The 24,950-nt window shown below is 37.5% G+C and carries 20 protein-coding genes and 1 rRNA gene; 13 read left to right on the top strand and 8 right to left on the bottom strand.

Features of this window, described 5'->3' with window-relative positions:
- The first annotated feature begins 321 nt into the window (after positions 1 to 321).
- Positions 322 to 442 (top strand): 5S ribosomal RNA (gene rrf, locus J2756_RS10835).
- Positions 443 to 772: 330 nt separating this feature from the next.
- Here rrf and polX read toward each other — a convergent pair.
- On the bottom strand, positions 773 to 2,494 hold the full coding sequence (polX, locus tag J2756_RS10830) for a DNA polymerase/3'-5' exonuclease PolX (RefSeq protein WP_209585475.1): 1,722 nt from the start codon (positions 2,492 to 2,494) through the stop codon (positions 773 to 775).
- A 212-nt stretch (positions 2,495 to 2,706) separates the two neighbouring features.
- Here polX and J2756_RS10825 point away from each other — a divergent pair, with 212 nt between their 5' ends.
- The 7 genes from J2756_RS10825 to J2756_RS10795 all read left to right on the top strand — a co-directional run bounded on the left by J2756_RS10825 (position 2,707) and on the right by J2756_RS10795 (position 8,610).
- Complete coding sequence (locus tag J2756_RS10825; RefSeq protein WP_209585474.1) at positions 2,707 to 4,470, top strand: PAS domain S-box protein; 1,764 nt, start codon at positions 2,707 to 2,709, stop codon at positions 4,468 to 4,470.
- Between the two features lie 108 nt (positions 4,471 to 4,578).
- A complete protein-coding gene (locus tag J2756_RS10820; protein WP_209585473.1) occupies positions 4,579 to 5,982 on the top strand; it encodes an amino acid permease in 1,404 nt (467 codons plus the stop codon).
- 27 nt (positions 5,983 to 6,009) lie between these two features.
- Positions 6,010 to 6,510, top strand: a complete 501-nt coding sequence (msrA, locus tag J2756_RS10815) for a peptide-methionine (S)-S-oxide reductase MsrA (protein WP_209585472.1) — start codon at positions 6,010 to 6,012, stop codon at positions 6,508 to 6,510.
- Between the two features lie 243 nt (positions 6,511 to 6,753).
- A complete protein-coding gene (locus J2756_RS10810) occupies positions 6,754 to 7,164 on the top strand; it encodes a PaaI family thioesterase (RefSeq protein ID WP_209585471.1) in 411 nt (136 codons plus the stop codon).
- A 151-nt stretch (positions 7,165 to 7,315) separates the two neighbouring features.
- Positions 7,316 to 7,726: a ferritin-like domain-containing protein gene (locus J2756_RS10805; protein WP_209585470.1), complete on the top strand. Its 411-nt coding sequence runs from the start codon at positions 7,316 to 7,318 to the stop codon at positions 7,724 to 7,726.
- 36 nt (positions 7,727 to 7,762) lie between these two features.
- Positions 7,763 to 8,092 carry a DUF2769 domain-containing protein gene (locus J2756_RS10800; RefSeq protein ID WP_209585469.1) on the top strand — a complete coding sequence of 110 codons (330 nt, stop codon included), beginning with the start codon at positions 7,763 to 7,765 and terminating at the stop codon, positions 8,090 to 8,092.
- A 167-nt stretch (positions 8,093 to 8,259) separates the two neighbouring features.
- Positions 8,260 to 8,610 (top strand): hypothetical protein, encoded by a 351-nt coding sequence (locus J2756_RS10795; RefSeq protein ID WP_209585468.1) that lies wholly within the window; start codon positions 8,260 to 8,262, stop codon positions 8,608 to 8,610.
- A 108-nt stretch (positions 8,611 to 8,718) separates the two neighbouring features.
- Here the strand turns inward: J2756_RS10795 and J2756_RS10790 are convergent, their stop codons facing one another.
- Positions 8,719 to 9,327 (bottom strand): 5-formyltetrahydrofolate cyclo-ligase, encoded by a 609-nt coding sequence (locus J2756_RS10790; protein ID WP_209585467.1) that lies wholly within the window; start codon positions 9,325 to 9,327, stop codon positions 8,719 to 8,721.
- Positions 9,328 to 9,789: 462 nt separating this feature from the next.
- Between J2756_RS10790 and J2756_RS10785 the strand changes: the two genes are divergently transcribed.
- The gene (locus J2756_RS10785) at positions 9,790 to 10,830 is read left to right on the top strand and encodes a hydroxymethylglutaryl-CoA synthase (protein WP_209585466.1); all 1,041 of its coding nucleotides are present in this window, start codon (positions 9,790 to 9,792) and stop codon (positions 10,828 to 10,830) included.
- A gap of 72 nt (positions 10,831 to 10,902) precedes the next feature.
- On the top strand, positions 10,903 to 12,054 hold the full coding sequence (locus J2756_RS10780) for a thiolase domain-containing protein (protein WP_209585465.1): 1,152 nt from the start codon (positions 10,903 to 10,905) through the stop codon (positions 12,052 to 12,054).
- Between the two features lie 124 nt (positions 12,055 to 12,178).
- On the opposite strand, the gene J2756_RS10775 is transcribed toward J2756_RS10780, so the two are convergent.
- From J2756_RS10775 to J2756_RS10755, 5 genes are all read right to left on the bottom strand, one after another.
- On the bottom strand, positions 12,179 to 12,538 hold the full coding sequence (locus J2756_RS10775) for a rhodanese-like domain-containing protein (RefSeq protein WP_209585464.1): 360 nt from the start codon (positions 12,536 to 12,538) through the stop codon (positions 12,179 to 12,181).
- An 84-nt stretch (positions 12,539 to 12,622) separates the two neighbouring features.
- Positions 12,623 to 14,107, bottom strand: coding sequence for a flippase (locus J2756_RS10770; protein ID WP_209585463.1), 1,485 nt, complete (start codon positions 14,105 to 14,107; stop codon positions 12,623 to 12,625).
- Between the two features lie 314 nt (positions 14,108 to 14,421).
- Entirely contained in the window at positions 14,422 to 16,062 is a 1,641-nt protein-coding gene (thsA, locus tag J2756_RS10765) for a thermosome subunit alpha (protein ID WP_209585462.1), read from the bottom strand.
- Positions 16,063 to 16,336: 274 nt separating this feature from the next.
- Positions 16,337 to 17,719, bottom strand: a complete 1,383-nt coding sequence (locus tag J2756_RS10760) for a cyclic 2,3-diphosphoglycerate synthase (protein ID WP_209585461.1) — start codon at positions 17,717 to 17,719, stop codon at positions 16,337 to 16,339.
- Positions 17,720 to 18,253: 534 nt separating this feature from the next.
- Complete coding sequence (locus tag J2756_RS10755; protein ID WP_209585460.1) at positions 18,254 to 18,583, bottom strand: UPF0058 family protein; 330 nt, start codon at positions 18,581 to 18,583, stop codon at positions 18,254 to 18,256.
- A gap of 652 nt (positions 18,584 to 19,235) precedes the next feature.
- Here J2756_RS10755 and hisD point away from each other — a divergent pair.
- The 3 genes from hisD (at position 19,236) to J2756_RS10740 (ending at position 23,722) form a co-directional block, all read left to right on the top strand.
- A complete protein-coding gene (gene hisD, locus J2756_RS10750) occupies positions 19,236 to 20,525 on the top strand; it encodes a histidinol dehydrogenase (RefSeq protein WP_209585459.1) in 1,290 nt (429 codons plus the stop codon).
- A 328-nt stretch (positions 20,526 to 20,853) separates the two neighbouring features.
- Positions 20,854 to 22,173 (top strand): aspartate--tRNA(Asn) ligase, encoded by a 1,320-nt coding sequence (aspS, locus tag J2756_RS10745; RefSeq protein WP_209585458.1) that lies wholly within the window; start codon positions 20,854 to 20,856, stop codon positions 22,171 to 22,173.
- Between the two features lie 295 nt (positions 22,174 to 22,468).
- On the top strand, positions 22,469 to 23,722 hold the full coding sequence (locus tag J2756_RS10740) for a BaiN/RdsA family NAD(P)/FAD-dependent oxidoreductase (protein ID WP_209585457.1): 1,254 nt from the start codon (positions 22,469 to 22,471) through the stop codon (positions 23,720 to 23,722).
- A 276-nt stretch (positions 23,723 to 23,998) separates the two neighbouring features.
- Here J2756_RS10740 and J2756_RS10735 read toward each other — a convergent pair whose 3' ends face one another.
- A complete protein-coding gene (locus J2756_RS10735) occupies positions 23,999 to 24,613 on the bottom strand; it encodes a hypothetical protein (protein ID WP_209585456.1) in 615 nt (204 codons plus the stop codon).
- Positions 24,614 to 24,950 lie beyond the last annotated feature (337 nt).

Raw genomic sequence — 24,950 nt, 5'->3', positions numbered from 1 at the left:
TCGGCCGAGTTGTTCAGTCCGCGGTTTCCAACGTCCGATTTGCATGATTTCATAAAAAAAAATGGATAGAAGTCTTTCGTGGATTTATCTAAAAAATGTCTTCTTATATATGTATTACTTTTCCTTTTATAGAACTACGGTATTAGAGGATTTAGTGTGTTTTTTGTGTGTTATTTCTCTTCTTCCGTTTGTATGGTTCTGGTTAGGTGTATTCAGTTGGGGTGGAGCATGATGTGTGGGTTTTATATAGGTTGTTTGACAAACTAGTTGATTGTCGTAAAAATAAATATTTATATTCACTTTTACGGGTGTAATATATGGTTCGGCGGTCATGGCGGAGGGGTTATACCTGGTCTCGTTTCGATCCCAGAAGTGAAGTCCTCCTGCGTTTTTGATTGTACTGTAGACGGGAGTCTATGGGAACTCTTTAACGCTGCCGGCCATACCCTTTAAAATTATATTACTAAAATAAAACACATTTTTTTTGTATTGGATGAGTTATTCTATATTAATTATTCTATATTATTTCATGGACTATTTTTTATAAAACTTTAATAAAATTTATTATTTAACTAATTCTTAGTTTTATATTCTTTTCATGGATTCATTTGATTTTAAAGGTTTAAACGGATTACTAGCCTTTTTTTGACTAGCCTTTTCTTGTTTTATAATGGATGTAATTTAAACATCTGTACTCTGCTGTTTAATCAGTTAGGTATACATGGACATGGGGTTCTGCAAAACATTAATTTGCCCTTTTAACCCTGTTGATTCAATTCAAATTTAACATTTTTTTAAAAGTTTTTAAGGGTAAGGTATTGGTAATATCCTTTGATTCTGCCCAGCCTTGCCTTGCAGTGGCCACTCCTAATTCCATATGATCCATCTCTTCCAAACTGTGGGAGTTGCTGTTTATCACAAGTTTACATCCCTGGGCAATGGCCTCCCTGATCATGACATCATTCAAATCCAGCCTGTCTGGATCTGAGTTCACCTCAAGAAATGTGTTTGTATCAAGGGATGCTTGAACTATCCTTTCAAATTCCAGCTTGTAACCAGTTTTTTCAAGGATCTTACGTCCTGTGGGATGGGCTATTATGTCAACATATTCATTGTACATGGCATTCACAATTCTATCTGTTAATTCATTTTTATCCTGTCTTAAACCAGAGTGAAGGGCAGCCACAACAATATCCATCTCTTCAAGAACTTCCCTGTCAAGGTTTAGATTTCCCTTATCATCAATATCAACCTCAACACCACTGAAAACACACATATCCACCCCAGTGTCTTCAAGTTCCCGGTTTATGGCTTTTAGTTCCAGTAACTGTTTTTTTAAATCCTTTTCATCCACCCCATTATCAATCCAGATACTCCTGAAATGGTCTGTTACAGCCATGTACTCATAACCCATACCCACAGATTTTAATACCATTTCATCAATTTTAGAGTTTCCATCACTCCAATTTGTGTGCAGATGCAGGTCTCCTTTGATCCCATGGTAGTCCACAAGATCTGGAAGTTTCCCTGTAAGTGCAGCTTCTACTTCACCCTGGTTCTCACGAAGTTCAGGTTCAGGACAGTCCATACCCAATGCCCTGAAAACTTCCTCCTCAGTTTTCCCTGCAATCATGGTTTCATCCCTGTAAACCCCATATTCATTGAGTTTAAGTCCCTTTGAAATCGCAATTTTTCGAAGTTCCACATTGGTTTCCTTGGAACCTGTAAAATAAACAAGGGCAGATCCAAAGGATTCTTCCCTGAAAACTCTGAGATCAACTTCAAAACCATCTTCAAGTCTCACAGTAGACTTCAGAGGACCTTTAGATATTATCTCTTCAACACCCCTCATTTCAGTGAATTTATCCATAACATCCATACTATCATCTGCTACAACTAGCAGATCTATATCTCCCACTGTTTCTTTTCTTCTTCGGATGGATCCTGCAATCTCAACCTTGAAAACAGTGTCCAATCCATTAATTTTTTCTTTAAGAGATTTTCCAAGGGGCAGTATTTGGCCCAGGAGTTTTCGTCCGGTATCTGTCCTTGCAAACTGGATATTTTTTAAAATAAGAAGTTCAGTTTTTGGCCCCATGCCCTTCAATCTTCGAATTTTATGCCTTCTGGCGGCATCTTCAAGATCTTTCAGGTTTCTAACACCCAAGGTGTCATAAAAAAGTTTTATTTTTTTCGGACCAACTCCCTCAACAGACATGAGTTCCTCAAAATCAACTGGAAACATGGCTTTAAGATCTTCGTAGTACTCCAGACCACCAGTATCTATTATTTCCTCAATCTTTTTGGCTATGTTTTTTCCAATTCCAGGAAGTTCTTCAAGCTTTCCCTCATCTTTGACAGATTTTATATCCTCTGGAAGGAATTCAACTGTATGTGCAGCTCTTCTGTAGGCTTTTGTCCGGAAATTGGTGCCATCCATTTCCAGAAGATCTGCAGTTTTATTCAATATCTCGGCAACAGTTCTGTTCTTCATTAAAGAGTTTTATATCTCTTTCATGGCTAAAATTATTATCCACTGGATAGGGTGATCATCTTCAAGATATTTTTCATGTTGTGTGATTATATTCACATTAGAAGCAAATTTTTATATTTTAATAAGTTCAAAGATTATATTAAGAAAACTGAGGATTGGAAAACATATAATTAATGAAAAAAATTATTTAATCTTTATTTGAAGGTTTTAAAATGGTCAAAGAAAGAATACTGCTGGTTTTCAAAGAAAAGCCCCTTTTAATTAAGCTTTGGCATGTTTTAGAGTCTTTAGGTTATGAAACCATTTACGGATCCAGTTTTGGGAAGGAAGCCCTCAACAAAGCCATGGAATCTCATTCGGATCTAATTTTCATTGAAAATCCTCCAGAAGAAGATTCTCTTTATCTTGAAACAGTTGAACTGCTTAAAACCTTGAAAATCCCCGTGATAACTGTTTTAAATCCAGAATATGAGAAACCTTTCCAGAACTTTAGAGACAATTACCTGTACCCCTTGAGAACACTGGATTTAAATGAAGTCCGATGTTCCGTGGAAATGGCCATTCATACCTCTAAAATAGAAAAAAAACTCAGAAAAAAGGAGAAAAGATTCAAAACATTATACAGGGAGGCACCCCTTGCATATCAATCCCTGAATCAGGAAGGATTTATAATAGAAGTTAACCTGGAATGGCTTGAGAAGTTAGGGTATGATCGTGAGGAGGTTTTAGGTCACTGGTTTGGAGATTTTCTAACACCAGAATCCAGGGAACACTTTAGAACTAACTTTCCACGTTTCAAGGCAGCAGGAAAAATTTCTGGAGTAACATTTGTGATGTTATGCAGAGATGGATCCAGATTGAATGTTTCATTCACAGGAAGGATCAGCTATGATAAAGATGGAAACTTCAAACAAACTCACTGTATATTCCAGGATATAACAGAACAGTTAAAAATAGAAAAAGCTCTTAAAGAATCTAAAAATTATTACAAAGCAATATTTGAGAATAGGGGTGCTGCAACCATCATAGTTGAGGAAGATGACAGAATTTCCCTTGTAAACAGTGCCTTTGAAAAGCTCTGTGGTTACTCCAGGGATGAAGTTGAGTGCAAAATGACTTGGCAACAGTTCGTTTCAGATAAAGACATAGATCTTATGAAGGAGTATCGCAGATTACGGCTTGCAGATCAAGGTTCAGTTCCAAAGAGCTATGAATTTGAATTGGTTGATAGGGATAACCATGTTAAAAATATTTTCCTAACTGTTTCAGTGGTACCTGGAACAAGTAAAAGTTTGTTCTCCCTCATGAACATCACGAAGTTGAAAGATACTGAAAATGAACTTAAAAATTCCATCAAAGAGAAGGATTTGCTCTTGAAGGAGGTTCATCACCGTGTTAAAAACAACATGCAGATCATCTCAAGTCTTCTGAACCTTCAGTCCAATTACCTCCAGGATGATAAGATAAGAACACTCTTTCAGGAAAGTCAGAACCGCATTAGATCCATGGCCATGGTTCATGAAAAACTCTACAAATCTGAAAGCATGTCAAAAATAGATTTTAAACAGTACATGTCAGATTTAGTAGACAGTCTCTCCTACAATCACAGGATAAACCCTGATAATATTAAGAAAAAAATGGAACCTGTTCTTTTTGATGTGGAAACAGCAATTCCATGTGGCTTGATTATAAATGAACTGGTTACAAACACTTTCAAACATGCATTTCCAGATGAAAAAATGGGCGAAGTTACAGTTGAACTCTACAAAAATAATGATACTGTGTTTCTGAAAGTTGCAGATAATGGAATCGGGTTTCCTGAAGATATAGACTTTAAAAACACAAAATCACTGGGTTTAAAGCTTGTGAACAGTTTGGTGATGCAATTAGATGGTAAAATTGAACTTGATAGAACCAAAGGAACTGTATTTACAGTATCTTTCCCTAAATCAGATGAAGATGAATGTAACCCTTGATAAAAATACTTCTAATGGGATCCATTTTTTCTATAGATACTTTTTAATTCAAATTATCTGTGCAGAGCACCCACTGAAGGTTCAGGCATTACTTAAGGTAAGGGGAGTATGACTCGGAAGATATTCTGGAAAAAACCCATAAGCAGTCTTTTAGATGCAAGTTCTGGTGACCAAGGCCTTAAAAGAGTACTTGGATCTGGAGGTCTGCTTTTAATGGGAATAGGTGCTATCATAGGTGCGGGAATATTCATATTAACGGGCATAGCATCTGCAAATTATTCTGGCCCTGCACTTATCCTGTCCTTCATGATAGCAGGTGCAGCATGCCTTTTCACAGCACTATGCTACGCTGAATTTGCAACCATGGTTCCAGTTGCAGGAAGTGCCTACACCTACAGCTACGTGACCTTAGGTGAGATATGGGCATGGATCATTGGCTGGGATCTTATACTTGAATACCTGGTTATAGTTGCAGCCGTGTCAGTTGGGTGGTCCAGTTACTTAGTCAACATATTCATGAAACTGGGATTAACCCTTCCTTCCTCTTTAATAAATCCCATTGGAATTAATGGGGGAATTATAAACCTCCCCGCTGTTTTGATCATAGCAGTAATAACAGGACTGCTTGTGAGGGGTGCCAGGGAAAGTTCAAACTTCAATGCAGTGATCGTCACAGTAAAAGTTGCAGTTATACTCATCTTCCTAATGATAGGAGTGAACTACATAAACCCTGCCAACTACCATCCATTCATGCCCTACGGTTGGAGTGGAGTGTTCAAGGGTGCTGCAATAATATTCTTCGCTTACATTGGTTTTGATGCAATCACAACTGCAGCTGAAGAGGTTAAAAAACCCCAGAGAACTATTCCAATAGCAATTGTAGGTTCACTTATAATCAGTTCAATGTTGTACATCGCAGTTGCAGCTGTTTTAAATGGAATGGTCCCATACCTTGACTTCAAAACAACTGCTGCTCCTGTGGCATACGCACTTGGACGGGTGGGAATACACTGGGCAGATATAATAGTATCGGTAGGTGCACTCTGCGGTATAACATCTGTACTCCTTGTTAACATGTTCGGACAGACTAGAATATTCTTCGCAATGTCACGGGATGGATTGCTACCTGAAAGATTCTCTAAAGTTCATAAAAACTTTAAAACACCCATAAATGGCATAATACTTGTAGGTGTGGTGGCATCAGTGCTTGCGGCATTTCTACCACTGAACGACATAGTTGAGCTCGTGAACATAGGAACCCTTGCAGCATTTACCCTAGTTTCAGCTGCAGTTATAGTTTTAAGAAGGCAGAGGCCTGATATTGAACGGCCATTTAAGTGCCCCCTTGTACCTGTGGTACCTGCAGCTGCAATAGTATTCTGCATATTTTTAATAACACAGCTTCCAACTGTAACCCACCTCAGATTTGTAGTATGGCTTTCAATTGGATTAACTGTTTATTACTTCTATGGAAAACGTAAGAGTAAACTTACAGCAAATCACAGTTCTTGATATGGTTTTAAGTAAAAGGTGTTTGTTATGACAGATGAAAAACTTGGAGAAGGTAAATTTCAGAGGGCAACCTTTGCAGCAGGATGTTTTTGGGGAGTTGAACAGACATTCAGACAGATTGAAGGTGTGGTTGATACTGAAGTTGGTTATACTGGTGGTGAATTTGAAAAACCCACATACAATGATGTTTGTTCAGGACAAACAGGTCATGCTGAATCAGTTGAAGTTATCTACAACCCCGAGCTCATCTCATACCCTGAGCTTCTTGATGTTTTCTGGAAAACCCACGACCCCACAACACTCAACCGTCAGGGCCCTGATGTAGGTGAACAGTACCGTTCTGTGATATTTTATCACAACCCAGAGCAGAAGGAAGCTGCAATAAATTCAAAGAAAGAATTAGAAAGTTCCGGTCGTTACAGGAATCCTGTAGTAACCCAGATCCTGCCTGCAGAGAAATTTTGGACAGCTGAGGAGTACCATCAAAGATACCTTGAAAAAAGGGGAAGAAGATTCTGCGGTCTTTAAATAAAATTAAGGTCACATATGATCCATTTAAACGTTAAAATTCCATATTAAATTAAAAATTAAATATTAAAACATCCAAATATTTTAAGTAAATTTTTTTAAGAATTTTTTAAGAATTTTAATAATATATCCTATTTAATAAGAAATTATTTAAAAAATAAAAAGAATTTAAAAATTATTTTATAAAAGAAGGTTAAACAATTGTACTAAATCTATTAAAATAAGATAATTGATGTGATTCATGTGTTGGACGAAGATTTAAAACGATTTTTTAAAAGGGACAGGTTTGCAGAATTTCTGGGTATAGAACTTCTTGAAGCAGGTGAGGGATATGCAAGATCCAGGATGGAGATAGGTAATGACCATTTCAATGGCATAGGAACTGTGCATGGAGGGGCAATATTCACACTTGCAGATTTCACCTTCGCAGTTGCATCAAACTCTCATGGTAAGGTTTCTGTGGCAATAAATGCCGATGTATCCTTCATGAATGCAGCGAGGGGTGGTGCGTTAACTGCAGAGGCCAGGGAAATATCCAGAAACCACAAACTTGGAAGCTACACAGTTGAGATAAGGGATGATACAGGGGAACTGGTTGCAATATTTCAGGGCCTTGCCTACATAAAAAAGAAGGAAATTGAATTTTCCAAATGACCAGCACAATGAATCAATAAATAAATTAGTTGGAAATTACAAAAAAATAATCATAAAATGCTGTTCATGAATGTGTTGCAGCCCAACTGCCCAAAAAAAATATGTATTGAATTCAATTTGAGTGAACTCTAAAAAATGGGGGGTTTTAAAATTGGAGAAAAAACAGATCATAGCTCTTTTAAATGAAGATTTTGTAAGGGAACTTGAGGCTTCAATGATATACACTCAGAACTCTTTTTTAATGGATGAATGTGATCCAAGCAGGGTGACAGAGGCCATAGCAGTTGATGAAATGCGTCACATGTGGTGGCTTGCAGACCTCATAACCAAAAGGGGTGGGAAACCTACAATGGAACATAGGGAACTTGATTTTGGGGAGGAAAACCTCCAGAGTCAGTTGAAACGTCAGATAAAACTTGAATCTGATGGAATAAAAACTTACACCCACCAAATTGAAATAATAGATGATGAAGAAGTTGTTGGTGTCTTGAAACATATTCTGGATGAGGAAAAACGTCACAGGAAGGAGTTCCGGGAAAGGCTTGAGGGAATTGGAAAATAGTATGAGTTAAACATTCCTTTAAAAGGAGGTTTTTTTATGGATAAGTTTGAAGCCAAACTTAAAGAAGTAATTGAAATGTCTGAAGAAGACCGTAACCAGACTATAAAAGACTTAAAAGACATGTGTATTTGTGGAACATGCTCAACCTACAATGAATGTTCTAAAAATGCCCTGGAAGGTCTTTACTGTGTCCTTGGTAAAAGTCAGGAATGCATAACTGAGTTTAAGGGATGTGAATGTCCAAACTGTGAACTTGCCCAGTCACTTGATGTGGGTAAAATATTCAACATCTACTGTTTAAAGGGCAATGAAATGGAACAGAGGGAAAAACTCCATGATCTGGACGTGATAACAGGTGGAGAATAGGGGATTAAAATAACTTTTTTTAAATTATTTTTCTTTAAATTGAACAACATTTTTTAAGTAATCTATGGAATTATTTTTAATCTATGGAATTAGGGTTGAGTAAGCCTGAAAAGCACTATTTACAAATTATTTATAATGAATGGTTCAACTATCTATGGAGATCAAAAATGGAATTAAACCACTATGAATTACAGGAACTTCAGGAATATCTAATACTCCTTTATAAATTCGTATCTCAACGGAACATGCTTAAAGAATTTTACTACAGAGGTATTGAATTTAATGAATCATTGAGATGTGACTTGGACATTGTAGGCGATCTTACAGAGAGTGAAGATTCTGAGGATATACTTAAAAACTCTATAATTGAAGTTGAAGAATTAAAAACAGGTGAAACATTTAAAAAAGGGGATTTTCAGGATAAATTCAATGAAATAATCCTCCGGAGTAAAGTTAACCTTTCATTTATAGAAAAAGTTGATTGGGATCAGTTTCTTTCACTAATCGTGAAATTCTAATGGGCTCCAGGTAAATCAATTTTTTTTTATATTATTAAAAAAAATGTGGATCCTTTGTATTAGCACTGATTTTGAAGTTTGAACTCTAAATTTACATTAAACTTCATTTTAAATCCTAATGATCATTTCTGGTGTTACCACCATATTTATCTGTCTGTCATGAACTTCCTCTGGAACTTTATCAACGATCTGAACCTCATGGACGGTTGTTACAATTGGAGTCATATTATCTATGGCTTTTTCACTGAAAAGATGGGATATTTCCCTATCACCGTATCCTTTTCCCTTTCCAAGCCGACCTCCCTCCAGATCAACAGCTACGGATCCTTCAACAACCATGTCAACCCTTGGAAATTCTTCAATTTCTTCACCAAATTTAAATGCACCCTCCTTGGTTGAAGCTATTTTTTCATTCCCCTCTGCACTTTTGGGGTTAATGAGAAGGTATCCATGCTCCAGGTTAGGGGATGCCATTAGTAATATCTTCTTATCAAGAAGTGCATATTCACGAACCAAGCTCTGGGCTGTATCAGGGCTTGAAAATATCACATTCGCATTACTCCATTCATCGGTGCTTCTGAGAAGTTTTGCAGCCTTTTTAGACCCTGGAAAGTCCGGAATTCTTCCATACAACCTTTTCCGGGATTGGGATTCTTCCATACTTCCTAAAATTTTCCATATCCCATTCCTCATTTCATCTTTAGTTTTTAACTCCATTTTTAATCCTTCTTTTTTAAAATGTAACTCCTGCAAGGTGTATGATTAAGTAATAACAAGATTTATAAATCCCTTTTAACAATGTTTTATTACTTATATTTATTTAAATTCTATCCTCTTTAAAAGATACGAAGATAAGTGAAATGTACTCAGAACTTTAAAAAAAATAATTATAGAATTTTATAAATTAATTGTTCCCTTTTATGAAATTTTTATTTCATATGGCTTCCAGATCACAATTTATATTTTTAAGAAGAGCCAACATAGGAAATACAATTAAAACAAATTTAAAAATTCAAAATTTGGATATTGATACAATTTTAAATTGAAAAAACAACATCAATATAAATAGTAATAGCTATCTATAAAAAGTAACTATTTATAATTTATAAAAGAATCAATTTTTTTGAGATTGAAAAAGAATCAACTGATTGTATAAACCATTTCAAACGGTGATATTAAATGTCAGGAATTGTAGGATATGGAGTTTACATACCTTCATACAGGATAAAAGTTGAAGAAATAGCAAAGGTCTGGGGAGATGATCCCAAGGCAATTTCAAGAGGACTCGTTGTTAACGAAAAATCAGTGCCAGCTCCAGATGAAGACACAGCAACAATATCTGTGGAAGCAGCACGTAACTCACTTAAAAGGGCAATGATAGACCCTAAAAAGATTGGAGCAGTCTACGTTGGATCAGAATCACATCCCTACGCTGTTAAACCAACCGCAACAATCGTTGCAGAGGCAATTGAAGCCACGCCAGAACTAACTGCAGCAGACCTGGAATTTGCATGTAAAGCAGGTACAGCAGGAATGCAGGCAGCTATGGGACTTGTGGATTCAGGCATAGTTGAGTACGGCCTTGCAATCGGTGCAGACACAGCCCAGGGAGCTCCAGGGGATGCTCTTGAATACACAGCATCTGCAGGTGGAGCAGCATACATCATAGGAAAGGAAAACACTGTTGCAGACTTTGAAGGAACCTACAGTTTCACAACAGACACACCAGACTTCTACAGGCGTGAGGGAAGACCTTATCCTAAACACGGTGGAAGGTTCACAGGAGAACCAGCCTACTTCAAACACGTTCTATCAGGAGCAAAGGGCCTCTTCAATAAAATGGGAACAGAAGCCTCTGACTACGACCATGTGATATTCCACCAGCCCAACGGAAAATTCTACATCAGAGCAGCCAGAAAACTGGGATTCAACGAAGAACAGTACAAAACAGGACTCTTAACACCAGTCATAGGTAACACCTACTCTGGAGCAACACCACTGGGCCTTGCAGCAGTTCTGGACATTGCCAAACCAGGTGACAGGGTGATGGCAGTTTCATACGGTTCAGGTGCTGGAAGTGATGCATTCAGTATCACTGTCAACGACAGAATTGAAGAAGTAAGAGAAAAAGCTCCAAAGGTAGGGGAACTTGTTGCAAACAAGAACTACGTTGATTACGCAGTTTACGCTAAATTTAAGGGTAAAATAAGGATGTCCTAATGGGACCATCTGATATTTTTGAAGTTTAAAAAAATTAATTTAAATTAGTTTAAATTAAATGGAGGAATTCATTTGAGAGATGTCGCAATTATAGGGGTCTCACAGACCAAATTCGGAGAACTATGGGACAAATCATTCAGGGATCTAATAGCTGAAGCAGGGATGAAAGCTATTGAAGATGCAAATATTGAAGGAGACGATCTGGATGCAATGTACGTTGGTAACATGTCTGCAGGTCTTTTTGTTGGTCAGGAACACATAGCTTCACTGATAGCAGACCACTCTGGACTCACACCAATACCATGTGCACGTGTGGAAGCAGCATGTGCATCAGGGGGCTTAGCACTACGTAACGGTATAATGGCTGTTGCATCAGGCTTCCACGACATTGTGATTTCAGCAGGTGTTGAGAAGATGACAGATGTTGTTGATCCAACTCCAGCAATTGCAACTGCATCTGACCAGGAATGGGAAGCACAGCAGGGAGTAACATTCCCATCACTCTACGCAATGATGGCAAGGCGTCACATGCATGAATACGGAACAACCAGAGAACAACTGGCAATGGTCTCAGTGATAAACCACAAAAACGCTGCAAAAAACCCACTTGCACAGTTCCCAATGGAGATAACAGTGGACAAAGTCCTAAACGCCAGTATGGTGGCAGATCCATTAACACTCCTGGACTGCTCACCAGTTTCAGACGGAGCTGCAGGTGTTATACTCTGCCCAGCAGAAGATGCAAAGAAATACACAGATACACCAATTTACATAAAAGCATCTGCACAGGCTTCAGGAACAATAGCACTCCACGACAGGAGGGACCTAACAACCATAGATTCAACCATCCATGCATCCAGGAAAGCCTATGAAATGGCTGGTGTAACACCAAAGGACATAGATGTTGTTGAGGTTCATGACTGCTTCAGTATAAACGGACTCCTTGCAATAGAAGACCTTGGATTTGTTGAAAAAGGACAGGGCGGACCTGCAATTGAGGATGGAATGACCCAGCCCGATGGTGAAATACCAGTAAATCCATCTGGAGGTCTTAAAGCCAGAGGACACCCATTAGGTGCAACTGGAATTGCTCAGGCAGCTGAAATCGTATGGCAACTTCGTGGAGAAGCAGGTAAAAGACAGATCGATGATGTTGAAATCGGTATGACCCACAACATTGGTGGAACCGGTGGAACCGCAGCTGTACACATAATGTCACGCTGATTTTTAAAATCAGCGTCAACCCTTTTTTTATTTATTTCATACTAATTTTATTGAATTTGATTATTCTCAGGCTTAAATAAAAATAATTAAAACTTGAATCAATGATTAAAGATAGATTAATGGATCATCTTACAACCTTCACCCCTTTAGCTTTACAATCCATTATTCCTCCAAGAACATTGTAAATCTTACTGTATCCAACTTTACTCATGCTATTAGCTGCATTACGGCTTCTCACACCGGATCTGCAGTAAACTATGTATGTGCTGTTTTTATCCATCCCTTCAAGCTTATTTATGAAATCTGGGGAGTTGTAGTCAACGTTTTTGGAACCCTCAAAATGATCTTCAGCGTACTCTTCGGGTGTTCTAACATCTAAAATAACAAAATTAGGATTATTTTCATTCTCTTTTATCATTTTTAAGGCTTCTTCACAGGTTACATCCTCAGTATTTGAATTTTTTTCCTGATTTCTTCCCAACATAAAATACACCTCTCTAATTATGATAATTATTTGAATCAATATTTGTCTTTTAATTTATCTAATAATATGCCCTAATTTCATTAATTATTGTAATTTTTTAAAGGGTTTTATCATACTTCTAAAAACGTCCAGGGCCACGCTTTTGAAAAATATCAGTTCATGATCTCTTATGCCCCCTACCAACCTGAGAACAACGATGTAAAATATGAAGGCTGCAGTTGATGCCAAAAGAATGCTTAAGGGTTTCTGGGGATTGATGAATAGTAAGACAAATGCCATTAAAATTGATGCCCCTATGCTCTTTGTAAGAAAGCCGAAGTAAAATGTACATCTGATGTACTTGAATGAGTAGAACACTGTTAGAAGGAAGGAAAATATGTAGACCAGAAGTGTTGTAAATGCCACTCCAATGATCCCAAATTTGAATCCAAGGGTGACATCCAATACAACGTTTAAAATTGCAGATATTATCCATATATTTCCAGTTATCCTGGTTTTATGTTCAAGAACAACGATCTGGGAAATTATACCATAAACTCCAAAGAAGATACCTCCAAGGGCAATTATGGGCACTACAATATATCCATTTGAGGCTATCTCCGGTGTTGAAAGCAGGTTGAGTATGGGTTTTGCCAGAACTGACAGACCAACGAAGGTTGGTATTGAAACCATGAGGAAGAATTTTATTGAATGATTCAAGAGACGTTTCACATCGTGCACACGGTTCTGGGCATAGTATTTGGATAGTATTGGAAGCAGAACTGTGTAAAATGGAGACAGTATCAGGGATATGATGTTTCCAAGGAGGTAGCCTGCAGAGTAGTAACCAACGAATGAAAGTCCAAGGAGTAATCCTATGACGTAACGGTCTGCTATATCCAGAATCCAGAATGAAATATTGCTGGGAATTGTTGGCAAACCAAAATTAAGGTATTCCCTTAAATTATGAAATTCAGGGATTTTAAACCCAATTTTAGATAGTATTGGCAGGTACATTACAATGAAGGTAATTAACTGTGTTATTAGCACTCCAACTACAGCTCCAGTTATACTGTAATGCATTGAAATGAGGATGGCAATGATGATCACTGTTAGGTAGGCCTGCGCAAATGTGAAAATGGAGTAGGTTTTCATCTCCTGAAAAGTACGGAAATAATCAAAAAAAAGCAGTATTAAACCGTTTAAAAATATCACGGCGGATAAAATTAGGCTGATAATAATATTACCCTCAAAGAGAAGGTTTGCAACGGGTTTTGCAAGGAGCAGTATGAGTATGGACACAACCAAACTTCCAAATAATGTTGCAAATCCAAGGGAGTAAAACACTTCCTTTATCTCATCCATATCCTCTGCGGCTGCAAGGTATCGTACCATGGTGTAAGGCAGGCCCAGAGATGCTACAGCAGGGATTATGGTCATGGTCACTGTGAACTGGTTCCATGCACCATATTCAGATGCTGTAAGTGTTTGAGTTAAAATTGGAAGTAAAAATAGGGGGCTTAAACTTGCCAGTATACTGCTTATCCCGACCAATCCAATTTTTTTAACGAATATCTTGTATTCCTGCAATTGAATACACCAACCCCGTGGTCAGCAATTAAAAAAATTTTTGTAAAGTTTGTTATAAGCACGTTATTATAAGCACGGCTTTAAAAAAATTTAAACTGTATACACCATTATTTATGTTAACCCTATCATTAAACATTTTTTTTAGAGTAAAAATTTGAATGAAAATAAAAACTCTTCAAAATTTGATAGATTAAAAAATAGGGATTTTTTTTTTATAGATCAAAAGGGACTTAGAAAAATAAAATGAAGCTAATGTTTCATAAAAAAAAGTAAAAATGGTGGGGAAGTTTTAAAACATCCCACTAATGCTGATATTACATCATTGGTGGCATTCCACCAGGCATTCCGCCCATTCCAGCAGCTGCCATCTCTTCTGGGCTTGGCTGTCCAGATTTGGAGGATGCTATCATATCATCGATCCTCAGGATCATCTCTGCTGCTTCAGCAGCGGACTGTATTGCCTGTTTTTTAACACGTTTAGGTTCAATGACGTTTGCAGCTTTCATGTCAGTTACACCGCCTTTGAACACGTTCAGTCCCATGTATGAGGATTTTTCGTGTGCAGCCCTGAGGTCCACAAGTGCGTCAATGCTGTCGAGTCCTGCGTTTTCAGCCAGGGTTTTTGGTACAACTTCCAGTGCTTCTGCAAATGCAGCTATTGCTAACTGTTCTCTGCCACTTATGGTGTCAGCGTAGTCTTTTAAGGCTTTGGCTATTGCTATTTCTGGTGCTCCTCCACCTGCAACGACTTTTCCATCTTCAACTGTTGCTGAAACAACGCCGAGTGCATCTTCAACTGCTCTTTCAACTTCTTCTGCAACGTGTTTGGTGCTGCCCCTGAGTATGAGGGAAACAGCCTTTGGATCTTTGCAGTTTTCTATGAAGATCATGAGTTCGTCGAATATCTTTTTCTCGTAGACACGGCCTGCGTTACCAAGATCTTCAGGGGTGAGGTCGTCGATGTTGGTTACAACCTTTGCACCCGTTGCTTTTTCCAGCCTTTCTATGTCAGATTTTCTAACCCTTTTAGCTGCAAGTATTCCTGCTTTTGCAAGGTAGTGCTGTGCAAGGTCGTCAATTCCTTTCTGACAGAAGAGTACGTTTGCTCCACTTGCTATGATCTTGTCAACCATGTCACGGATCATCTGTTCTTCCTGTTCTATGAATGCCTGCATCTGTGCTGGGTCAGTTAATTTGATTTTAGCATCAGTTTCAAGGTCTTTCACTTCAACTGGATATTTTAAGAGTGCAATTTTTGCATCCTGCAAATCTTTTGGCATGGATGGGTCTAACCTACCTTTGTCAAGAACAACACCGTTTACTATTTCGGATTCAGCTACTGTAGCTCCCTGGATCCTCTGTATGTGTATGCTGTCCCTGTTTATTTCACCGTCTTCTTCAACCTGTTTAACAGCAGCCACTATGAGTTCTGCTAATGGTTCCCTTGCGGTTTCTGTTCCTTTTCCTGTCATTGCAGTCATTGCAACCTGTTTAAGGGTTTCCCTGTCGTCTGCATTAAATGCAATGTCTTCGAGGATTTCCTGAGCTTTTGCTGCTGCATTCCTGTAACCCATTACAATAACTGTTGGGTGTATGTCCTGTTCAAGGAGTCCTTCTGCTTTTTTGAGGAGTTCTCCTGCTATTATAACTGCTGTTGTTGTTCCGTCGCCCACTTCATCTTCCTGGGTTTTTGCAACTTCAACGAGCATTTTTGCTGCAGGGTGCTGGATGTCCATTTCTTTAAGGATGGTTACACCGTCGTTTGTCACAACAATGTCTCCGAGTCCGTCCACAAGCATTTTGTCCATTCCTTTAGGACCTAATGTTGTTCTGACAGTTTCTGCAAGTAATTTACCTGCCATTATGTTCATTCTCTGAGCATCTCGTCCCAGAAGCCTTGAAGTGTCTTCTGGTAGTATTATAACTTGTTGGCCTTGTCCGCCTAATTGTGCCACATTATCATCTCCTAGTCTCTTGTAATCTATCGATGGGTTAGAGGTTCTATAAATAGTTTGTGATTATCTGGTTTTGAAGAGCCACTTTTAAAGGGAGGGACTTAAATTAAGGTGAACCTAAAAGAAAATAATTAGGTAAAAAGAGTACCTAAATAATATCGTGATGGCCCCTAAACTTTTTTAAACCACTAAAAGGATAAGTTCTTTAAAATTTTCTTAAAAATAAATCTTCTTAAATAAAAAGGAAAATGGAAGTTCCATTAAATCCAATTTCCTACTCTTTTTCATTGAAATGTTCAATTGCACTGTCAACAACATTTATAATAGCATCTGAAAGGTTTTCACCTTCTCCATCAATCACCTGGGGTATGTTGTCGCAGTAAACAACTTCAAGACCTGCTTTCAGCGCATCCTTTGTTGCAACATCAACTGCAGCTGCTTTAAGTTCTGTGAGCATCACATCAGCTTCATCAATATATCTTTCAATATCCTTCTGCAACAGAGGTCTGTTTGAAAGGTGTGGTGTTGTTCCGACCACTCTGCAGCTGTACTTATCTTCAAGGTGTTTGATAAGAACATCTTTTATTGAATCAGGTGCAGTTGTTGCAAACAAAACATTCTTTCCACTTATATCTTCAAGGGGTTTCGGCCTGAAAACAGTGGATATAACAGTTGCATTAGGATTTATATCCTTAATGTACTCTTCGATGCGTTTAACTTTCTCCGGACTTGCCATTGGCTCTTCACACATGGTTATAACTGCGAGATCAGCCTTTTTAATTCTGTAGGGTCCGAAGAATAGTTCAATGTTTATGATGGGCTGGTTAGCACCCACAAGGACGATGTGTTTGTCAGTTTTTATTGGAGGTATGGCTGCACCACTTCCCTCCATTATAACGAAGTCAGCATCCACCTCATTTGCAAGCTGAGCTCCCTTCTTCATGTTGGTTATAAAAACATCTCCAACCATTCCACCACCACATCTTCTACAGCCTATGGTTAAGATACGGCTCATCAATGCATCTTCCCAGTGATCTGATGCTGCGTGAACTCCCTTATCTGACTGTTCCATGAGGTACTCTGGTGTTATTTTGATCTTATCTCCATGAACTATTTCAGGTTCTTCAGGCCCTCCACGTCCCATTGCAACCACACATGGGTTGTACTTCTCTTTGTGTATGAGTCTGGCTGCATATGCAGATACTGCAGTTTTACCAATTCGCTTACCAGTTCCAAGGATCTTGAGGGATGGTTTTTTCAGCACATCATGCTCGGAAATGGGGTAGAACTTGAAATCAGGGCCTTCATATGGGACACCTATATCAAGAACAAGCGACGCAATTTTGAACCTTTTTGAGTAATCCACTATGGGTTCATCACTCAGATCCATGACCACATCAGCATCGTAGTCCCTTACAACATCAACTATTGTGTTGTAGGGTATTTTATGAGGGTCATCACCGAAGTGAACAGGTCTTCCAAGTTTTTCAACAACACCCTCCTCAGAGTCTTCCCTTAACTTCTCTGTACCTCCTATAAAAACAACTGCAACAACTTCGTTGTGTTCAAGGCTGTCCAGGGTGTCCAGTGCAGATTTTGTGACGGGAAGGTAGTGCTCTCCGTCAACCAGGCATACCATATTTCTTATAGCTTTCATGGTAGTACATCCAAATTTTTTTTGACAACTAATCAATGAATTGGTTTTTGATAAAACAGTGTATTTTTTAATAAATATTTTAATAAATACTATATTAATGGATGTATTTAAAGGATTTATTCTGTGTTAATCCACAGGAATTTCAGTTATAAAAAAAATCAGTATAATAAATGTAAGAACTAAACAGGTGCAATGAAGTAGTCAGGATTTGTTTATAAATCATCTGAATTTATAAAACCCTGAATTAATAAACCATAGCTTTGAATTTGTAAACCATAGCTTTTTTTTAATTGTAAATCAGAAGTTTGATGGAAGTTTAAGAACTTTCTGATTGATTATTCTGTTCTAAAATTGAGTATTTAATTATTAAATCAGGAGATTCAAATCATCACGTTATTCATCATTTTTTTTCATAATTAACATCTTAATACAGATTTTAAAAGTATTACAATGATCTGACGTGACGATTTTACAGTTGCCTGAATTTTTTAGATGTTTCTATTTTAGATGTTTCTACTTTTTTAAGCAAATTATCTACAGTTTTATTTTCTGTTTCTGGTATTTTAGAGAGTTTTCATCCTGGAATTTGATCAATTCTTTTTTTGATCGTTTCACAAGTTCTGCAAGACCATTCGAAATGTTCGAAGAGCTTCCGCCGTTGTTGTTTGCAATTATTTCAGAAATTGCATTGGATAATACAAAAATAGCGTGTTTATGTTCGGCTTTAGTTCTGTGAATGTGATGGGGGCTTATATGAAGACACAGGTACTCTTTGCACTCGTCTTTCACTTCATATTCATCATCAAGATATTTTAAAACGTATACCAGAAACTGATGCAGTTGTATGAGCTCATCCTTGTACATATTTACCAGACACCTTCCCCTTGATTTATTATTAAGATTAATATAGGCATGTTATATATACTATTGGTACAGCACATCTCATAAAAGAAGCAATAAAGACTAGTTGTCTACTATTAACAAGTATTTTCATGCCAATACGATCTTTAGCATCTATTACAGATAAAGTTTTTGTAGGTAACAATTTAAGTCCTTGTCTATTAAAGAGAATCAATGAAACCTAAATAACAATTGAACCAAAATTAATAATTATATTCTGTGAAGCAAGAATTTCTATAACCCTGAATGAAGGGGGTATAAATTTTAGTAGTAAGTACATCAACAGTACAATACAACAAATTATAATTAAGAATCAACATCAAAGTAATCTTGAAAGTACATCTCAGAAGGTACATCCTCAAACTATATTATCAAATTGATATTGATTTTCATTTAAATCAATGCTGTTAAAAGATAATACTGTTAAAAATTAGATATTAAAATTAAAAATACATAAGATCGGTACATATCAATCAATACATTAGCAAATTCATTTAAAAAAAATTCATTTCAAGTAACCTTCATTTAACATTTCAACTTAACCTTCATTTAAGATTTTTATTTTAAAATTAAACAGAATAATATTATATCAATAGGAAATCGAGTTGTGGTACCCATGGAAATCATAAAATTAACTGATAAAGAAAGGAATGAGCTTTTAAAACGTTCAGAACTTGATGATACCCGTGTCACAGGCACAGTTGGGGAGATAATCAACGATGTGAGAGCAAGGGGTGACGTGGCACTTAAACATTACACAGAAAAGTTCGACAAAGTTGAACTCAAGGATTTAAGGGTTAAAAAAGCATCAATAAACAAAAAAAATTTCAGCATCGATGAAAAGGTTTTAAATGCCCTTAAAAAAGCTTCAGATAATATAAAAAAATTTCACAAGGCCCAGATACCTGAAGAATGGTTCATTGAGGTTGATGAAGGCATAACTGCCGGGCAGATAATCAGACCCCTGGACTCAGTTGGATGTTACATTCCAGGAGGCAGGGCAATTTATCCATCAACCATATTAATGACAGCCATACCTGCAAAGATGGCGGGAGTTCCAAGAGTTGTCTGCTGCACCCCTCCTGGCCCAGATGGCACTGTCAGCGATATAATCCTTGCAGCAGCCAGCATAGCGGGTATTGATGAGATATACATGGTTGGAGGTGCCCAGGCAGTGGCTGCAATGGCCTATGGAACAGAAACCATTCCAAAGGTTGATAAAATAGTTGGGCCTGGAAACGTATTTGTCACAGCAGCAAAGAAAATGGTCTACGGAGCAGTTGACATAGATTTCCCTGCAGGCCCATCAGAAGTTCTCATAATTGCAGATGAAACAGCAGATCCCGAATACGTGGCACTGGATATGATGGCACAGGCAGAGCACGATCCAAATGCAGCATCAGTTCTTGTTACAGATTCAATGGACACTGCAGAGGCAGTTAACACGGAAATTCAGGAGAAAATAGGATCCATGGAGCGCAGGGAAATCATAACAGAATCCCTTGAGAGGTATGGGAGGATCATTGTAACAAACTCCATTGAAGAGGCAGTTGATTTTTCAAATGAATACGGTCCAGAGCACCTGATAATAACAACAGAAAATCCTGAAAAACTACTTAATTCCATAAACAATGCAGGATCAATATTTTTAGGCAGACTCACACCTGTGGCAGCAGGAGACTACGGCTCTGGAACCAACCATGTTCTCCCAACATCTGGATGTGCCAGGATGTACTCAGGACTGTCTGCAGAATCATTCATAAAGAAACCAACAGTACAGAGACTATCCGAAAAAGGGGTTTTAAGCCTTAAAGATGTAATAGTTGATCTTGCAGAGTACGAAGGCCTCTATGCACACGCAGAATCATTTAAAAAACGTTTGGATCATGTGACGAGCAAAAGATGATATGAAACTAAGTGATGAGTTCAAAAAAAAATCAACATCATTTAAGAACATCAATAAAAGAATTAACAGCACTAGGAACATGCATTAAAAAAAATTTCAGATCCTATTTAAAATTCCATTTTTATCTACTGCAATGGGTTATATACTGGTTAGGATAAAACTATTGATAGAATTATTCATATTCTTTTGAATTCATTCATAAGATCCTAAAAGCAAGACATTAAATGATCTTAGAAATCAGGATATAAACCAATAACAAGGTAATCAACATTAAATAAAGTTATGAAATCAAAATAAAGCTTAAAATATTTTTTAGAGGTGAATTACATTGACAGATTCATTGGAAAACTGGAGAAGAACCCACTACACAAAAGACGTTAAACCCGAGATAAACGGTGAAGAAATAGTGCTCATGGGATGGGTACACGAGATAAGAGATTTAGGCGGTATAATATTCGTACTTTTAAGGGACAGGGATGGACTGATACAGATAACAGCCCCAAGTAAAAAGGTTTCACCTGAACTCTTTGAAGAGATCAAGAAACTCAAAAAAGAGGGAGTAATCGCAGTCAGGGGACTTGTTCAGGAATCTGGAAAGGCACCAAACGGTGTTGAAATCATTCCAGAGGAAATAAAACTATTAAATGAATCAAAACTACCCTTACCACTTGACACAACAGGCAACACCCATGCAGAGATCGACACAAGACTTGATTCAAGGTTTTTAGACCTTAGAAAACACAACGTAAGTGCAATATTCAAGATAAAAAGCAGGATGTTCCACTCAATCAGAAACTTTCTGGAATCAAGGGGATACACAGAGATCAACACTCCAAAACTCGTTGCATCTGCAACAGAGGGAGGTACAGAATTATTCCCAATAACCTACTTCGAGAGGGAAGCATTCCTTGGTCAGAGTCCACAGCTCTACAAACAAATGATGATGGGTTCAGGTTTTGACAAAGTATTTGAAATAGCACCAATATTCCGTGCAGAAGAACACGACACCCTCAGACACCTCAACGAAGCAGTATCCATAGATGTGGAAACAGCCTTCACTGATCATGAAGATGCAATGAACATACTTGAGGAACTGGTGTGTAAGGCCATAGATGACGTTAAAAAACACTGTGAAGATGCCCTGAAAACCCTTGAAGTAGAATTAGAGGTACCAGAAACTCCATTCAAACGTGTGACCTACGATGAAGTCATTGATATTGTCAACTCCAAGGGAGTAGCAATGAGGCATGGGGAAGACCTTTCAAGGGCAGCTGAAAAGGCCATGGGAGAAGCTATGGATGATTACTACTTCATAACAGAATGGCCAACATCCATAAAACCATTCTACGTAATGCCTGGCTTTGAAGACCCAGAGAAGAGCTGTGCTTTCGATTTGATGTACAAGGACCTTGAAATATCCTCAGGAGCCATGAGGGTGCACCAGCACGACCTGCTCCTTGAGAAGATCAAAAAACAGGGACTAAACCCAGATTCATTCAGCAGGTACCTTGCAGCATTTGAATACGGAATGCCACCACATGCAGGATGGGGACTTGGAGCTGAAAGATTCACAATGTGCCTGACCGGTGCAAAGAACATAAGGGAAACAGTGCTCTTCCCAAGGGACAGAAGGCGGTTAACACCATAACCAACCTTCAAAACAATCTTTTTAAAATTGCGGAACAAGTTCTGCAAACTTGCAAATTTTCATTTGCAAGAAAATGTTGATCAAAAGGTAAACTCCTTAAATGGAGTTCAAAACTTTTGCATCATTTTTTTTGTTTACATTCTTTTATTAAAACTAATTTTAATAGTAATTACCGTAATTTTAAGTGTTTAAATCAATTTTTTTAATAAAATTTTCTTAATCATACAGATAATTCATTAATTAAGTGGATAGAATAAAGATAGAAATAATACTGAACTTAAGGAGAGGGATTTACGTGAAAAACTATGATGTGGCTGTTGTTGGAGGAGGACCTGCAGGTATCATGGCTGCAATCCATGCAGCAGAACTTAAAAAAGATGTGGTGCTGATTGAGAGGAACGATTCACTGGGAAGAAAACTTCTCATAACAGGAAGTGGCAGGTGCAACCTCACAAACACTGCAGAGACCAGTGAATTTATAGAAAAATTCGGTAGAAAGGGGTCATTTTTAAGATCTGCATTTAAATCCTTTTCAAACAAGGATACAATGGAATTTTTCAAATCCAGAGGTCTGAATTTAAAGGTTGAAGATGGGGGCAGAGTTTTCCCAGTTACAGATGATGCAGATTCTGTTTTAAATCTTTTAAGATCATGTTTAAAAGAAGCCGGTGTTTCAATACTTTACGATCATCGTCTGTCCCATGTTGATGTTTTGGGAAATGAAGATGAAACTTCTTTTAAACTCAATTTTGATAATAGCTCTTTAAAGGCAAAATGTGTTGTTATCTCAACTGGTGGAGCTTCCTATCCTGCAACAGGATCCACAGGTGACGGCTTCAGGGTGGCAAGTGAACTGGGCCACAGGATCCTTCCATTGAAACCGGGTTCAGTACCTCTTAAAACCCTGGAGAAATGGATTTGGGATATTCAGGGAACATCCCTTGAAGATGTTGGCTTAACCTTTAAGAGGGGCAAAAAGAAGATAGCCTCTGGTGAGGGTGATGTTATATTTACCCACTTTGGAATTTCAGGACCTGCAGTTCTTGATTTAAGTCTGGAGGTAGTTTCAGCACTTGAAAAAGGGGAAGTTCAGCTTCTCATGGATCTGAAACCTGAAATTGGAAGGGAAGACCTTGAAGAGGAACTCTTAAAAGAATTTGAAAAACATGGAAAAACTTACATGAAGAATTTCCTTAAGTTTTTAATGCCCAACCGCCTTATCCCTGTATTTCTAGAACTTGGAGATCTTGATCCAAATAAAACCCTCAACCAGATAAGTAAGCATGAAAGAAATTCCATGTTAAACATCCTAAAATCCATGCCCTTGACTATAACAGGACATTTACCACTTGAAAAGGCCATGGTAACTTGTGGGGGTGTTTCAAAGAAAGAGATAAACCCTCAAACAATGGAATCAAATATATGTCAGGGAATATATTTTGCAGGTGAAATAATCGATCTTTGCGCACCCACAGGTGGCTACAATTTGCAGGAAGCCTTTTCAACAGGTTACCTTGCAGGTGATAGTGCTGCAAGATCAGATGAATGAGATCTATAAAAAAGCAGGTTCAAAGCTGGAAAACATGTAAAAAAAACATGCGAAATTTAAGAAACAACCTGATCTCAGTTTCCTACTTTTTTCAGGTCATTATGGAAAGTATTTCTTTTACTAGAAATCCTCCAAGGTTTCAGTAGATTTTTTTTTAGACATTTACAATGTCTTTGTCATTTAATCTGAATCCCTTTTAAAAGAAATATAAAAAAATAGGTTTAGAAGATTTTAGTTCTTCTACTTTTTTTGAATTTATTTTTGGTATTATCCTCTTTATTTACCTTTACCATTTACGTAGGCTTCAACTGTCCTTGATCCGAAGTAGAATATGATTATGATCCCAACGATCCATGTGAAGTTGGCTATAACTGTATTTGCAGATGTTCCGGTTATTTTTGCTCCTTCAAAGGTTACAATGGGCACAAAGGTTAAGTAGACTGTTATGAATGCACCTGTAAGTGCTTTGCGTATTTCACCTGTGTCGAAGGGTGAAGTTCCAGACATGTAGTTTGCAACGAGAAGTATACCAAAGAAGGTTACAAGGCCCATTCCTATGAATATCCACTGCATGTGAAGTCCGAGAAGGAAAACAACAATTGGAATTATTAAAAGATCAATTATTCCAATAAGACTTATCATTTTAAAGCTGTTGAACCATTTTCTGTGCCTGGAATTTTTAACTTGCCTTAAAAAGTTATCCTTTTCCCTTTCAGCTTTTTTAGCTTCTTTATCCAGCCATTCAACCCTTTTTTCTAGGTCTTCATTTTCTTTTGTCAGTTTTTCAATCTTTAATCTGTCAAGCTCACGGATCTGTTCTACTAACTCTTCTTTTTCCCTGTGAAGTTCTTCAAGTTCATTTCCCAACTCTTTCTTTTCAGCTTCTGTCATATTTTTCCCTCAGCCCGTATTGTGACATTAAATTGCTCATTAGCTTAATTTTCTATTTTTTTTATTAATATTTTTTTATTCGACATGATATTTAAGTTTATAATATTATTAAATCAATTATAGAAAATTGTGTGCCTTCCCAAACCCATTCATGAGATGGATCATTATTAAAACTTTTTTTAATAGCATTTTAATGGATTCAACTATATTAACCTATAAAGCACATCCACTTTAAAGATTTATAAATTAGAATGCAGGTTTGAAAAAAAATAGTGGGACAAAAAAAATAGTGGGATGATCCTATTTGGAAGGTTGATAAAAAAAAGGATTTAAAGGG

This window comes from Methanobacterium aggregans, assembly GCF_017874455.1.
Classification (GTDB): domain Archaea; phylum Methanobacteriota; class Methanobacteria; order Methanobacteriales; family Methanobacteriaceae; genus Methanobacterium_C; species Methanobacterium_C aggregans.
The sequence above is the reverse complement of the archived record's forward strand: the minus strand, read 5'-3'. Positions and strand labels throughout refer to the sequence as shown.

Bases quoted from the DNA above. Each gene is read 5' to 3' on its own strand.
- polX (WP_209585475.1), bottom strand. From the start codon at position 2,494: ATGAAGAACAGAACTGTTGCCGAGATATTGAATAAAACTGCAGATCTT.
- J2756_RS10825 (WP_209585474.1), top strand. From the start codon at position 2,707: ATGGTCAAAGAAAGAATACTGCTGGTTTTCAAAGAAAAGCCCCTTTTA.
- J2756_RS10820 (WP_209585473.1), top strand. From the start codon at position 4,579: ATGACTCGGAAGATATTCTGGAAAAAACCCATAAGCAGTCTTTTAGAT.
- msrA (WP_209585472.1), top strand. From the start codon at position 6,010: ATGACAGATGAAAAACTTGGAGAAGGTAAATTTCAGAGGGCAACCTTT.
- J2756_RS10800 (WP_209585469.1), top strand. From the start codon at position 7,763: ATGGATAAGTTTGAAGCCAAACTTAAAGAAGTAATTGAAATGTCTGAA.
- J2756_RS10795 (WP_209585468.1), top strand. From the start codon at position 8,260: ATGGAATTAAACCACTATGAATTACAGGAACTTCAGGAATATCTAATA.
- J2756_RS10790 (WP_209585467.1), bottom strand. From the start codon at position 9,327: ATGGAGTTAAAAACTAAAGATGAAATGAGGAATGGGATATGGAAAATT.
- J2756_RS10785 (WP_209585466.1), top strand. From the start codon at position 9,790: ATGTCAGGAATTGTAGGATATGGAGTTTACATACCTTCATACAGGATA.
- J2756_RS10775 (WP_209585464.1), bottom strand. From the start codon at position 12,538: ATGTTGGGAAGAAATCAGGAAAAAAATTCAAATACTGAGGATGTAACC.
- J2756_RS10760 (WP_209585461.1), bottom strand. From the start codon at position 17,719: ATGAAAGCTATAAGAAATATGGTATGCCTGGTTGACGGAGAGCACTAC.
- J2756_RS10755 (WP_209585460.1), bottom strand. From the start codon at position 18,583: ATGTACAAGGATGAGCTCATACAACTGCATCAGTTTCTGGTATACGTT.
- hisD (WP_209585459.1), top strand. From the start codon at position 19,236: ATGGAAATCATAAAATTAACTGATAAAGAAAGGAATGAGCTTTTAAAA.
- J2756_RS10735 (WP_209585456.1), bottom strand. From the start codon at position 24,613: ATGACAGAAGCTGAAAAGAAAGAGTTGGGAAATGAACTTGAAGAACTT.